Source organism: uncultured Clostridium sp. (assembly GCF_947036855.1).
Lineage (GTDB): Bacteria > Bacillota > Clostridia > Clostridiales > Clostridiaceae > Sarcina.
Genome location: NZ_CAMQRY010000067.1, coordinates 1 through 14,123 on the forward strand (window position 1 = coordinate 1; position 14,123 = coordinate 14,123).

At 28.8% G+C, this 14,123-nt stretch carries 12 protein-coding genes; 10 read left to right on the forward strand and 2 right to left on the reverse strand.

The annotated features are described in order from the left end of the window. The first annotated feature begins 34 nt into the window (after window positions 1–34). The 6 genes from Q0V15_RS08115 (at window position 35) to Q0V15_RS08140 (ending at window position 8,236) form a co-directional block, all read left to right on the forward strand. Window positions 35–526 carry a PTS sugar transporter subunit IIB gene (locus Q0V15_RS08115; protein WP_297437813.1) on the forward strand — a complete coding sequence of 164 codons (492 nt, stop codon included), beginning with the start codon at window positions 35–37 and terminating at the stop codon, window positions 524–526. A 36-nt stretch (window positions 527–562) separates the two neighbouring features. Beyond that, window positions 563–1,270 carry an SIS domain-containing protein gene (locus Q0V15_RS08120; RefSeq protein WP_297437815.1) on the forward strand — a complete coding sequence of 236 codons (708 nt, stop codon included), beginning with the start codon at window positions 563–565 and terminating at the stop codon, window positions 1,268–1,270. Between the two features lie 91 nt (window positions 1,271–1,361). Beyond that, the gene (locus Q0V15_RS08125; RefSeq protein ID WP_297437817.1) at window positions 1,362–2,546 is read left to right on the forward strand and encodes a glycoside hydrolase family 88 protein; all 1,185 of its coding nucleotides are present in this window, start codon (window positions 1,362–1,364) and stop codon (window positions 2,544–2,546) included. Window positions 2,547–2,649: 103 nt separating this feature from the next. Continuing rightward, window positions 2,650–4,797, forward strand: coding sequence for an alginate lyase family protein (locus tag Q0V15_RS08130; RefSeq protein WP_297437819.1), 2,148 nt, complete (start codon window positions 2,650–2,652; stop codon window positions 4,795–4,797). Between the two features lie 298 nt (window positions 4,798–5,095). Further along, window positions 5,096–6,439, forward strand: a complete 1,344-nt coding sequence (locus Q0V15_RS08135) for a 6-phospho-beta-glucosidase (RefSeq protein WP_297437821.1) — start codon at window positions 5,096–5,098, stop codon at window positions 6,437–6,439. A gap of 477 nt (window positions 6,440–6,916) precedes the next feature. After that, window positions 6,917–8,236 carry a PTS sugar transporter subunit IIC gene (locus tag Q0V15_RS08140; protein WP_297437823.1) on the forward strand — a complete coding sequence of 440 codons (1,320 nt, stop codon included), beginning with the start codon at window positions 6,917–6,919 and terminating at the stop codon, window positions 8,234–8,236. 103 nt (window positions 8,237–8,339) lie between these two features. Here Q0V15_RS08140 and Q0V15_RS08145 read toward each other — a convergent pair whose 3' ends face one another. Next, window positions 8,340–9,626, reverse strand: a complete 1,287-nt coding sequence (locus tag Q0V15_RS08145; RefSeq protein WP_297437825.1) for an FAD-dependent oxidoreductase — start codon at window positions 9,624–9,626, stop codon at window positions 8,340–8,342. Continuing rightward, on the reverse strand, window positions 9,626–10,609 hold the full coding sequence (locus Q0V15_RS08150) for a sulfide/dihydroorotate dehydrogenase-like FAD/NAD-binding protein (RefSeq protein ID WP_297437827.1): 984 nt from the start codon (window positions 10,607–10,609) through the stop codon (window positions 9,626–9,628). The genes Q0V15_RS08145 and Q0V15_RS08150 overlap by 1 nt, the downstream gene beginning before the upstream one ends. Window positions 10,610–10,868: 259 nt before the next feature. On the opposite strand from Q0V15_RS08150, the gene Q0V15_RS08155 reads away from it, so the two are divergent. The 4 genes from Q0V15_RS08155 (at window position 10,869) to Q0V15_RS08170 (ending at window position 14,113) form a co-directional block, all read left to right on the forward strand. Then, on the forward strand, window positions 10,869–12,776 hold the full coding sequence (locus Q0V15_RS08155) for a PRD domain-containing protein (protein ID WP_297437829.1): 1,908 nt from the start codon (window positions 10,869–10,871) through the stop codon (window positions 12,774–12,776). An 11-nt stretch (window positions 12,777–12,787) separates the two neighbouring features. Further along, window positions 12,788–13,366: an RDD family protein gene (locus tag Q0V15_RS08160; protein ID WP_297437831.1), complete on the forward strand. Its 579-nt coding sequence runs from the start codon at window positions 12,788–12,790 to the stop codon at window positions 13,364–13,366. 84 nt (window positions 13,367–13,450) lie between these two features. Further along, complete coding sequence (locus Q0V15_RS08165; protein ID WP_297437833.1) at window positions 13,451–13,774, forward strand: PTS lactose/cellobiose transporter subunit IIA; 324 nt, start codon at window positions 13,451–13,453, stop codon at window positions 13,772–13,774. Window positions 13,775–13,789: 15 nt separating this feature from the next. Then, entirely contained in the window at window positions 13,790–14,113 is a 324-nt protein-coding gene (locus tag Q0V15_RS08170; protein ID WP_297437835.1) for a PTS sugar transporter subunit IIB, read from the forward strand. The last annotated feature ends 10 nt before the right edge of the window (window positions 14,114–14,123 follow it).

The following is a 14,123-nucleotide window of genomic DNA, read 5'->3' on the forward strand; positions in this document are numbered from 1 at the left end:
AAATAGATTATTAAATTTGTGGGAGGATTTAAATATGAAAGGTATAATACACATTAGAATAGATGATAGGTTAATACATGGGCAGGTTGCAGCATTTTGGTGTAATACACTTAAAGCTACAAGAATTATGGTTATAAATGATGCGGTTTCAGTTGATGAAATGCAGAGAACTGTTTTAAGAATGGTTGCTCCATCAAGTATTAGAACTTCTATAATAAGTAAAGAAACGGCAGTTAAAAATATTACAGCAGGAAAGTATGAAGGGCAAAGAGTTTTAGTTATATTAAAGAATCCAGAGGATATTTTAGATTTAATTAAAATGGGACTTCCTATAAAGAGTTTCAATGTAGGAAATATGGCAGCAAGAACAGGAACAACTTCAGTTAAGAGATCAATTAACTTAACAAGTGAGCATGTTGCGACATTTAGAGAACTAGACAAATTAGGAGTGGAAATGACTTCAATAATGGTACCAGATGATTCGAAAACTATGGTTATAGATTTTATAAATAAAGCAAAACTTTAATTATAAGAAAACTAATGTTAAAAGGAGAGAAAGATTATGGTATCACAACAATTTTTCGATATAGTAAGCGAAAAAGTAAATATAATTATGAATAATGAAAAAGAGAATATTCAAAGTGCAGCACAGGTTATTGCAGATAGTATTATGAGTGGTGGAATAATCCAAAGTTTTGGAAGTGGACACTCATATGCAGGAGCTATTGAAATAGCTGGTAGAGCAGGGGGACTTATTCCTGCAAAAGTTATTGAAGACCCAACTAGAGGAGAACTAGAGATTGTTGAAGGTTCAGGGAAAGCTTTAATGAGAAGAGTTCAACTTGAAAAAAATGATGTTGTAGTTATAATATCAAATTCAGGTAGAAATCCAATGCCTTTAGAAATAGCTGAAATAGCTAAGGCTAAAGGAGTTAAAATAATAGCAGTTACAGCGCTTGAAATAAGTAAAAAAACTACTTCAAGACATTCATCAGGAAAGAGATTATTTGAATTTGCAGATGTAGTTTTAAATAATCATAGTGTTGATGGAGATTGTGCTATAACAATGGAAGGCTTAGATGTTCCAGTTGGACCAACCTCATCTATAGCATGTTCATTATTGTTAAATGCAGCAATTCTTGAAGCTTATGAAATAATGATTTCAAAGGGATATAAAGTTCCTGTATTCAAGAGTGCTAATGTGGATGGTGGAAGAGAATTTAATAAAACTCTTTTAGAAAAATATGCCCACAGAATCTATAGATTATAGTTAATATATAGTTATAAGAGGGGATTTTCCCCTCTTATATTTTTTTAAGAAGATAAAGAAAAGTACAAAAATAATTTTAGAGGTGATTATAATGTTAAATATAAAAAATGAAAAAATTAATAAAGAATTATTTGAAAATATAGAGCTTTTAAGTAAGACAGAGATAAAAAGTGCTTTGGATTATGTTGTTAAAAAAATTGATGAAAATTTAGACTTATATACTCATAATTTTCCAAGTGCGTGTACAACAAATCAAATTTATAGAACTAAGGGGAATGATGATTGGACTAATGGATTCTGGACAGCTATGATATGGCTTGCTTATGATTATACTGGTGATGAGAAGTATAAGAAAGTAGCTAAAATTCATTCAGAGAGTTTCCACAAAAGGCTTGAAGAGCATTTTGTTTTAGACCATCATGATTTAGGTTTTTTATATTCATTATCAACAATTGCAGATTTTAAGATAACGGGCGATACTAAGTATAGAGATTCTAGTATTTGGGCAGCTAATAAACTTTTAGATAGATTCCAAGAAAATGGAGAATTTATTCAAGCGTGGGGTAAAAAAGGTGATCCTAAAGAATACAGAATGATAATAGACTGTTTATTTAATTTACCGTTACTATATTGGGCTAGTGAAGAAACAGGTGATAGTAAATATAAAGATGTTGCCAATAAACATTTTGAAACAGCTACAAAAAATCTTATAAGGGAAGATGCATCAACATATCATACTTATTATTTTGATTTAGAAACAGGTGAGCCAACAAAAGGTGTTACACATCAAGGTTTTTCAGATGATTCAAGTTGGGCAAGGGGACAAGCTTGGGCAGTTTATGGAATGCCACTTAATTTTAAATATAATAAGCATGAAAAAAGTGAATTTATATATGAAAGAGTTTTAAATTATTATTTAAATAGAATACCAGAAGATTTAGTTTGCTACTGGGATTTAATTTTTACAAAGAAAGATAATGAGCCAAGAGATTCATCATCAGCAGCTATTGTTGCATGTGGGATTTTAGAAATGGATAAATATATTTCAGAGCATGAAAATAAGGAAACTTATATGAAGGCAGCACATGGAATGCTTAGAAGTTTAATTCAAAATTATACAACTAAGGATATGGAATCAAATGGAGTTTTAAAAGAAGGAGTATATTCTTATCATAGTGGTAAAGGCGTAAATGAGTGTAATCTGTGGGGGGATTACTTCTATATGGAAGCTTTAATGAGAGTATATAAAGAAAAAGATTTAATGTTATATTGGTAAAATTTTAGACTAAAATAAGTAAACTGCTTTAGAGATAGAGACTCTATTGCAGTTTTTACTATAAAAACTATAAGTCTTAATATATCTGTGGGAGGGTATTATTATGAAAAAGAATATTTTTGAACTATTAGATTTTTCAAATATTGATTTAGCGAGGGTAAGAAGTGCTTATAATAATGGTGATTTAGAACTTGCTAAAGAAGAGTTTGTATTCTATTTTAGAAAAAAAGATTTTCATGGGTTTATTGGAAATGATAAAAAAGAATTAAGAAATTTGATGCTTAGGAATTATATACAAGAATTTAAAGAAATATCAAACACAGCATATAATTTTTCAAAGGGAATTATAAAATTTGATATGAAATGGGATATGGAAAGATGTCATAGAGAGTATGTTTTTAATGGTGAAATAGAGTGGGATAAGATTCCGTATAAAGATCCAGAGTGGACATATATGCTTAATAGGCATAAGCATTTTATAGTATATGGACAGGAATATTATATTAAATCTTTAAGTAAATACTTAGATCAGTTTAAGAAAGAAATTATAGATTGGATTGATAATGTTCCGTTAACAAAAGAAAGTGAAAGATTAACTTGGAGAACTATTGAGTGTGGATTAAGGCTTAGAAATTGGGTTAAGGCACTTGAATATTTTAAGCAAGATTTAGATTTTGAAACTATTGAAAAAATAGTTATATCTATGAATGAGCAAATTGAGTATATAAATTCAAAATCAAGAAATGATAGATTTTTAAGTAATTGGGTTATACTTGAGAATCATGGAGTTTTTATAGCTTCAGCTTTTCTTAGTGGATTAAAATTAAGCAAACAGAGAATAGAAAAATCTTTAGATTATATGGTTAAAGCATTAGATATGCAAATTCTTGATGATGGAATGCATTGGGAACAATCATATATGTATCATAATGAAATGATTAATTGTATTTTATCGGTTGTGCTTATAGGTAAAAGAAATAATATTGAGATTCCAGAAAGTATAGAGAAAAAAGTTTTGAAAATGCTATATGGAACACTTAGCATAATGCAGCCAAACTATATGCAAACTAATTTTGGAGATAGTGATATTGAAGATGTGAGAGATATTTTAGCTTTTGGTGCTATTGTATTTAATGATGGAAAACTCAAATCAATGATAAATGAAATTCCTATTGATGTTGTTTTTGATATTGGATTGAAAGGTTTTTATAAATTTGAAAATATACAAAGTGAGAAAGTTGATTTTATATCTGTTGCATTGAAGGATTGTGGAAATTATATTTTAAGAAATAAATGGGGCGAAGATGGTATCTTTACTTTATTTAAGTGTGGTGCACTTGGGAGTGGACATGGACATTTTGATATGCTACATTTTAATATAAATTATAAAGGACATGATATTTTAGTTGATTCAGGAAGATATAATTATGCTGATGATAATGAGTATAGAGTTCTTTTAAAAGAAGCTAAAAGTCATAATACATTCATTTTAGATGATAAAGAATTTAACACTGCAAAAAGTTCATGGGGAACTTTAAAAGTTTCTGAAGCTATAAAAAGAGAGCATAAGTTTGGAAAACTTGCATCATTTGTTGAAGGTGGACATCTAGGGTACATACATGATGGAGCATTTGTTAATAGAAAAATTGTATTTTTAAATAAAGGGCTTTGGATTGTAAGTGATGAAATTAGAAGTAATGGAAAGCATAAATATAGTTCATTCTTTAATTTTAATTCAATGGATATAACTAAGGAAGGAAATGATATTAAATATAGAGAGCATATGTTTAAAAAATCATTTGCACAGTGTGAAATTTCAAGTACAGGTATCCCGATAATACCTATGGATGAATTTACAATTAAAACAATGGATGGACAAGATATAAGTATAGAAGCAGCTTATATTTCAGCTCATTATAATAGCATAAAAAGAGCTAAAAAAGCTGTTATGACAAAGACTGTCTTTGGAGATGCAGTTTTTAATTATGTTATGCATATGAATGATGAAGATAAAGTTAAAAGTATAGAATATATTCCTATAATTGATTGGCGAGGACAAGTTTTAGATTGTGAATATTCAAAAGCTATAAAGATAGAATACGAGAAAGAAATTTATATAGTTGTGCTTGTTTTTAAGGAAGAGCCAAGAGGGAGAAAAACTTATACTGTTGATGGAACTCAAATTTATGGAAGAGTTACAGTTATAAGAAAAACTTGTGATGATATAGAAATAGAAGTTTTAAATTATTAAAGTAAAAAAATTAGCCTTTCATAAATTAGTATATTTATGAAAGGCTTTTTAGCATGAAAATTTATAATATGAAAGAGCTTTTTGATATTTGAAAAGCCTAAATATAATAAAATATTAGAGTTATTTAAAGAAAAAAAGAGTTACACACTAATAAAATATGTGTAAAGTGGTAAAGAATGGCTTGAAAGCTTACTTTGAGAGAATATAAAAAAAGTTTGTGTAAAAAATGAAATGGTATACAAATTGCTACAATATATGTATATACAAATTAAACGAAATGTTTTGGAGGTAGAAAATTATGAGCAAAAAATTAAAAATAGTTACAATTGGTGGGGGATCAAGTTACACACCAGAACTTGTAGAAGGATTTATAAAAAGATATAAAGTACTACCAGTAACCGAATTATGGTTAGTTGATATAGAGGCAGGAAGACATAAGCTTGAAATAGTAGGAGCACTTGCTAAGAGAATGGTTAAAAAAGCAGGAGTTCCAATGGAGATTCATTTAAGTTATGACAGAAGAGAAGCTTTAAAAGATGCAGATTTTGTTACAACTCAAATAAGAGTTGGACTTTTAGATGCAAGAGTTAAGGATGAGAGAATTCCTTTAAGTCATGGAGTTATAGGTCAGGAAACAAACGGAGCAGGTGGGATGTTTAAAGCATTTAGAACAATTCCAGTAATTCTTGATATTGAGAGAGATATTGCAGAACTTTGTCCAAAAGCTTGGCTTATAAACTTTACTAATCCAGCAGGAATGGTAACAGAAGCACTTAATAAATATGGAGAAAGACAGAATGGGAAATATATAGGACTTTGTAATGTTCCAATAGGAATGGAAATGGCAGCAGCTAAGGTTTTAAATGTAGAGCATAAAGATTTAAATATGACTTTTGCAGGACTAAATCATATGGTGTTTGGAACAAAAGTTGAGGTTGATGGAGTTGATAGAACACATGATTTAATTGAGGCTCTAGCTAGAGGGGAGATTGGTCAAATAGTTAGAAATATTTCAGATTTTTCATGGACTGCGGAGTTTATAAGAGGAATTGGAATAATGCCTTGTCCATATCATAAATATTATTATCAAAGAGAAGCTATGTTAAAAGAAGAGATACATGAGTTTTCTAAAGGGAAAACTAGAGCTGAGATAGTTAAAGGTATAGAAAAAGAGCTATTTGAGCTTTATAAAAATCCAAATCTTAAAGATAAGCCAAAACAACTTGAACAAAGAGGTGGAGCTTATTATAGTGATGCAGCTTGTAGACTTATAACATCAATATATAATGATACAAATGATATTCAGCCAATAGATTTTAGAAATGGAGATTCTATTTCAGATATTGATGAAAATTCAGTTGTTGAAGTTTCATGTGTAATAACAAAAGATGGTCCAAAACCAGTTAAAATAGGAGCTTTACCACTTGCAACTAGAGGACTTGTACAAGAAATTAAAACTTTTGAAAAATTAGTAATTGAGGCTGCTGTTGAAGGTGATTTTGAGAAAGCTGTACTTGCTTTAACAATAAATCCACTTGTAGCATCAGACTCTCTTGCTAAAACTTTAGTAGAAGAATTATTAGAAGCTCATAAAGAATATTTACCACAATTTAAGGCATATTTTGATAGAGTTTTAAAGTAAAATAGAAAGATTAAAGAGATAAAAAAATAGTTTGGAGGAGAAGAAGTTACCTAAAATCATAGGTTGCTTCTTTTTTCCTTAAAAGATATATTTTCCTATTTATGAAATAAAAATTCTTAAAAGGGTAATTGTGTAAAGTGTGTAAACAAAAAAACATAGGAAATTTACATTTACACAGTAAATGTGTAAAAAGTATTTCGTGAATATACAAGCTATTCACTAAGTTTACAAACTCATAACAATTTAACGTGTAGTGGCATGCTAATTGCTAATATAATAAGTGTTAGTAATAATAGGAAAAGTGAATATTTATGCAAAAATCATTCTGGAAAAAGCAGAATGATTAAAAAAATAACAAATGTAAATGTTTACTTAATAATAGATTGTAAAAATTATTTAGAAAAATTTTATGAGTACTAACCTAGATAATAAGTGTAACTAAAAAGCAATATTAAAACATAAGAGGAGGAAATAGTAATGGAAAAATTCGTGTCATTTATCGAAAAGTATCTTTTACCAGTTGCAGGAAAAATTGGAGGAGAAAAACACCTTGGAGCTATAAGAGATGGTTTCATAGGAATAATCCCTATAATTATGGCTGGAGCATTTGCTATATTAATTAATAACTTTGGTCATATTTGGGGTGGTTATGATACCATGATGGTTGCCATATTTGGGCATGCTTGGAAAAGTGCTGGAGGAGCAGTTTGGAATGGTTCATATGCAATCATGTCACTACTTGTTTGTTTTAGTACGGCATATAATTTAGCTAGATCTAGAAAATCAGATGGACTAGCAGCAGGACTTGTTGCAGTTGCAGTACTAGTTATATTTTATGGAGATTTAACTAAAAATGTAAGTTATCTTGGAACAAATGGTTTATTAATGGGACTTGCAGTAGCACTTATAGTTGCAGATGCAATGGCATTCTTACTTGGAAATCCAAAACTTGTATTTAAAATGCCAGCAGGTGTACCACCAGCAGTTGCAAAATCATTTGCATCATTATTCCCATCATTAATAATTATGGGTATTGCAGGTATTCTACAAGCAGTTTGGGCTATATTTATGACTGAAAGTATACCTCAGTTCTTATATCTAATTATTCAAGAACCATTACAAGGTGTAGTTGGTAGTCTTGGTGGAGCATTAATACTTGTATTTGTTATTCAATTATTATGGTGGTTTGGTCTTCATGGATCAAATATGATGTTACCTATTGTAAATGGTATACTTTTACCATTAACAATAGATAATATGCATAGAGCAGCACAGGGATTACAACCATTATATATTATCAATGACCAGTTCATTAACTCATATGTTCAGTTTGGTGGATCAGGTGCCACACTCTGTCTAATGTTTGCGATTGTTATACTCAATAAGTTTAGGAAAAATAAGAGTGAAGTACAACTTGCGATAACTAAACTTGCTATAGCGCCAGGTATTTTTAACATAAATGAGCCAATTATATTTGGTCTTCCAATATGTTTAGATGCTATTTACTTTATACCATTTATTTTTATACCACTAATAAATGTTGTAATTGCTTACTTTGCAATGTTATGGCATATAGTACCTCTAATTCAATTAGAAGTTACTTGGGTAATGCCTCCTATTGTTAGTGCATTCTTTGCGAGTGCATCATGGAGAGGAGCTGCATTAGTTATTGTTCTTCTTATAATAGATACTATTTTATTCTTACCATTTGCAATAGCAGCAGCTGATAGAGATCATAAAAATATGCTTGCTGCAGTAGCAGAAGAAGAAGCGAAAGCAAAACCTGTTACAGCATAGTAAAAATGAAAAATATACTTTAAGAAAATTAAGTAAAAACCTCTTTTTAGCTAATGGAAATTATGCTAGAAGGAGGTTTTTATAATTACATAATATTTTAATTTTATAAATTGTTGATTAAAGGGAGATTGAATATATTTATTAGATTAGCAGAAATAATTCTTTTAGAAATTTCAGTGATATCTGTTGAATAAAGATTTTTTTCAAGCATTCTATTAAAGAAAATTGAACCAGCAAATGTATATCTTGTTTTTCTACCAATAGGAGTATTTATATTTTCATTTGCAAATGATAGCAAATCACCAGTTGCTAGTGTAGGGGGGAGGATTAAATAGGGAAGGTCTAAAATATATCGGACAGCATTGTTTCCAGCAAGACTTCCACTTGTAATGGCTTCTGTATGCCCTACAAATAATCCGCTTTTTTCACCAGCACAGAAAAGATTATCAAGTCCAGTAACTTTCATAGAATTATCTCTTGGTGCAATTGACAAATATCTTATAGAATTTCCTTTACTACCTGCATATGGATCAATGTATCTAGCATTTTCAAATCCTTTAATTTTTCTAAGTTTTTCAAGGGGGTAGTATGAAGTCATAAGCTTTGCATGTCCTGTATCTAAAAGAACTATATTTTCAGCAAATTCTTTTAGAGCATATTGCTGACAAACTTTTTTATCAAGTTTTGAGTAGTTTATATCTTCTTTAGGAATTTTAGCTAAAAATACACCTTTACTATTTAACGCATCTTGAATTTTTAGTGATAAGCTTTCTTTAGCTAACTTGCAAGAACCACTAAAAGCACCAATGATATCATCAGCTCTTTCTCCTTGTATATCAGTAATTCCACATCTTGAACTTATACTTATTCTAGGTCCAAAAGCTGGACATCTAAGCACACACATAGAGCATCCATTTCCATACCTTAAACAATTTCCCATAGGACCAGCAGAACCAGTTGCTTCAATAAATGAATCAGCAAAATATTCATTACCATCACTATCAATAACAGCTAAAAGTTTTGCTTTATCCATGATTACATCAACTATTCTAGTTTGAAGTTTAACTTCTATTTTAATAGATTTTATATATCTTGAAACTTCAGCTTCAATGAGATTAACATCATATAATGAAGCATGTTTATGTCCTGGAAATTCTATGTTTTTATGTCTACTAAGCTTATCGCATATAGCAAAAAGTTCTGATGCACCCATTACTATGAGTTCCTCTGTGGCTGTAAACCTACCATTGTTTCTCATTATCCCACCAATGTTTCCAAGTCCAAGTAGCATATCAGTTTTTTCAAGTATAAGTACATCACTTCCAGCTTTTTTAGCTGAAATTGCAGCAGCTGTTCCTGCCCATCCACCACCAATAATTATAGTTTTCATTATATAAATCTCCTTCCTTTAAAAATACTTCTAGGGTCTGTTTGAACCTTACAAAGTCTTTTTACTTTATCTCCATTAAACCTAAGAGTACAACTTCCACACATCCCTTCTCCACAACACATTTTTGCATTATTAAGACAACTAAGTTTAATATCAGTTTTGTTTATAGAATCTAAAAATTCAATGATTTTATATGTTAAAATATCTCCACCACCACAGTGAATAAATTTTGTTCCATTTTGAGTTTCTTCATATATAACACTTTTAATTTCTTTTGAAAGTTCACCATTTTCCATAATGCTTTTATATGAAATAATATCATTTGGATATTCATAGAAAAAATCAGATTCAAAAGGACTAATATCATGAACTAGAGTTATGTCATTATTTTGAGAAAGTAATTTTTTATAAATAGGATAACTTGGTGCAATACCAATACCTCTTGAAATTATAAGAACCTTAGAATTTTCACAAGATGAAATATCAGAAAGTCCAAAAACACCATTAAAATAAGGTGCTCTAAAAAGTAGATTATCCCCTTTTTTTAGATTTAGAATTTTTTTAGTTTTAGGTCCTTTAATTTCAATATAAAAAGTTAAAGTATCATAATTTGAATTTGCTTTAGCAATTGAAATAGGAAAATCAAAATAATTTTCACTTTCATCACCTTTAATAAAAATAAAAGAGCCAGGGTTTGAAAGTTCCATAGTTAAAGAATGCTCAGCGCTAATAATAATTTTAATAAGTTTATCAGTAAGGAAAGTTATATCTAAAATAGGTGATATAAAAGTATCACGTCCTTTTCTTGGCTTAGAATTATTAAAAATATATTCTTGAAAAATACAGCTACCACACCAATTAGTGCAATCACAAAATTTACTACCACAGAGTTGAGAACATAAAATACATTCATTCATATCAGCAAGATGGCAAGGGCAAAATTGTGTGTTACTATCTGCACAATCAAATTTATCGAAGTTCATAAATGTTTAATCTCCTAAAATTGTTTTTAATATAGAGTATTCAAAGTAATGTAAATTTGATTTATAAAACAAAAAAAATTCAAAATACATATAAAAATAATGACTAAACTATTTACTTTATCTAAACTTTTGTCATTTTACTATAATAAATGACAAAATATGATAAAATAAGAAAAAATATACTTCCTAACAGTTAGGAGGTATATTTGTGACTTAGGAAAAATAAAGAATGATATATTGAATATGGGGGGCTAAATAGATGTTGAATACTCGGCAGTTAAATGTTATTGATATTTTAAATGATAATAGAGAGTGGATAACGGGAAAGGAAATATCAAATATTTTAAGTGTATCAGATCGAACTATTCGTTTAGATATTGCAACGATTAATAGTTATTATAATTGCATTTTAATTGGATCAAATAAGAGGTTTGGATATAAAATTGATAAATCATTATTGAATAAGCAGGATGTAAAAACCAAATATATAATACCTCAAACAGCACATGAGAGATGTGTATATGTAATCCAAGAACTTTTATTTAAAAGTAAAGATATTAATCTAATTGCATTACAGGAACAGGTATTTGTTAGTGGATATTCTATTGATAATGATATTAAAAAAATTAGGAAAATGATTAGTGAATATTCTAGTTTAAAATTAATTCGTTCAAAAAACCATATTTCTTTATCTGGAGAAGAAGCAGACAAGCGTATGCTTTATAAAAAATTATTAACAGATGAAACTAAGGGGAACTTTATGAATTTAAACTCTATTGCGAATTTATGGAGTAATTTTGATTTGTTAGAAGTTAAAGATATTTTAGAGGATGTATGTGAAAAATATGATTATAAAATAAGAGAAATGATATTTCCAATGATCATGATTCATGCAGGAATATCAATAGAAAGAATTATAAATCATAATTATATTAGTACTAGCGTCAATCGGAGTAAGCTTAAAAATAATAAGGAATATCAAATATCAAAAGAGTTTTTCACTTTGGTTAGTAAAAGGATTCATATAGAAATAGTGGAGGATGAAATCAGTCTTTTCACATTATTATTAATGGGAAAAAGAAGTACAGAATATAGAAAAGATTTAATTAAAGAAGAGTTAAACAAAGATATAGATGAACTAGTAAATGATGTAATCATAGAAATAAAGGAGTATTTTGATATTGATTTTTCTATGGATTTAGATTTGAAGATAGGACTTACTATGCATTTACAATCTTTACTAGAAAGACAAAAAAATAATATTGAAGTAACTAATATATATCTTCAAGAAATTAAAAGGAAATATCCTTTAGTATTTGAAATGGCAGTAAGAACAGGGGGGGTTATTCAAGGATTTCAAAATGGAAATATAAATGAAAATGAATTAGCTTTTGTAGCACTTCATTTAGGCGCAGCCTATGAGCGTGTTAATACTATTAAACGTTATCGAGCAATTATGATTGTTCCTTACAATAAAATGCTTTCTAAGATGTGCATTGATAAATTGAATAATAGATTTAATGATAGGATGGAGATTGTTGGTACTCATAGTTTTTTTGAGGAAAATGTAATTTTAGAGGATGAACCAGATATTATTATAACAACAGTTCCATTGAAACATGAATTAAAAATACCGACTGTGAGTATAACTTTATTTGTTAGCTATGAAGATGAAAGTAAGGTATTTCAAGCTTTAAACATTCTAGATAAAAAACGAAATAATAATGAATTCTCACTGCTTATTAAAAAGCTTATGAGAAAAGATTTGTTTTATGTGAGAGAAGGTTTAGAAAATTCAACAGAGGTTATTGAGTATTTATGTGATGAAATAATTGATAAAGGGCTAGCAAGTAAAGCATATAAGGAAGATGTTTTTAAAAGAGAGCATATTTCAGCAACATCTTTTATGTATGGATTTGCAGTGCCACATTCAATAGATGTATCTGCAAATGAATCTTGTATATCAACTATGATACTAAAAACTCCGGTTCGGTGGGGGGAATATGAGGTTAAATTAGTTATTTTATTAGCTATAAGGGAAAGTGATAATCATTTATTAAAGATTTTTTTTGATTGGCTTAGTAGTATTGTTACTGATTCAAATAAATTTAGTCAATTATTAAAAATTAATTCTCATGATGAATTAATAAAGGAAATTATATCTTAGGAGGAGTTAATATGACAAAAAAATACACTAAAAAAAGAACACACACGCAGGCTAAAGATGAAGAAGTTAGTTTAGGGACACGCTTTATAAGTTATTTAATTGATTGGTATGTAGGTGCGTTGTGTACTGCTATTCCTATAGCTTTAATTTCACAAAAACTTACAAATACAATGCTAAATCAAAATATTATTGAATTTGAAGCTCCGTATGGAATTATTGCTGGAATTTTAGCTGTTATGTTTGCAATTTTTTATTTTGTTATTGTTCCTACTTATATAACTAAGGGGCAAACATTTGGGAAAAAGGTTTGTAAGTTAAAAATTGTACAAAAATCAGATGAGGATATTACTTTAAAAAATATGGTTTTAAGACAAATTGTAGGAATTATAATTATTGAGGGTGTTTTAGTATCAGCAAGCTCTGTGTGGCATCAAATTGCCTCTATTATTACAGAGGTTAACTTTGTTTCACCTTTAATGTATGTGGGATTTGTAATTACAGGAATTAGTATTTTATTATTGGTGCTTACTCCAAAAAAGCGTGCAATACATGATTACTTAGGAAATACAAAAGTAATTAAAAATATATAGGTTTCCTAATGTTAGGAAACTGTTTACAACATTTCATTTTAAGATAATAGTAAAATATAAATAAGAGCAAGAGGAGGGGTAATAATGGAAGGATTAGAGTTAATAAGTTTTAAAATTATATCAGCAGTTGGAATGGCAAAATCAAATTATATTGAAGCAATGAAGATATCAGAGTGTGGAAATATTGATTTATCGAATGAAAAAATTCAAGAAGGTGACAAATTTTTAAATGATGCACATGATGTACATAGTGAATTGATTCAGCTAGAAGCAAGTGGAAAGAGTGTAACACCAAATATATTACTTATACATGCTGAAGATCAATTAATTTCTACTGAAACAATTAAAATTATGGCAAAAGAAATCATAAAGTTAAATAAACGTATTTTAGCTTTAGAAAATAAATAGAAAGAAGGGATTTATATGAAAAAAATTTATTTGTTTTGTAGTGCAGGGATGTCTACAAGTATGTTAGCTAGTAAGATGCAAAGTGTGGCAAATAAACATAACTTACCTATAGAAGTAGCAGCATTTGCTCATAATAAGTTAGAGGAAATAATAAATAGCAAACATCCAGATTGTATTTTACTTGGACCACAAGTTAAATATATGTATGAAGAAACAAAAACTCAATTTGGAAATTTAGGAATTCCAATAGCTGTGATTGATTCAGCGGATTATGGAATGATGAATGGAGAAAAAGTATTAAAAACAGCAATAAAAATGATTAAATCAAATAAAAAATAATAGAAAATAA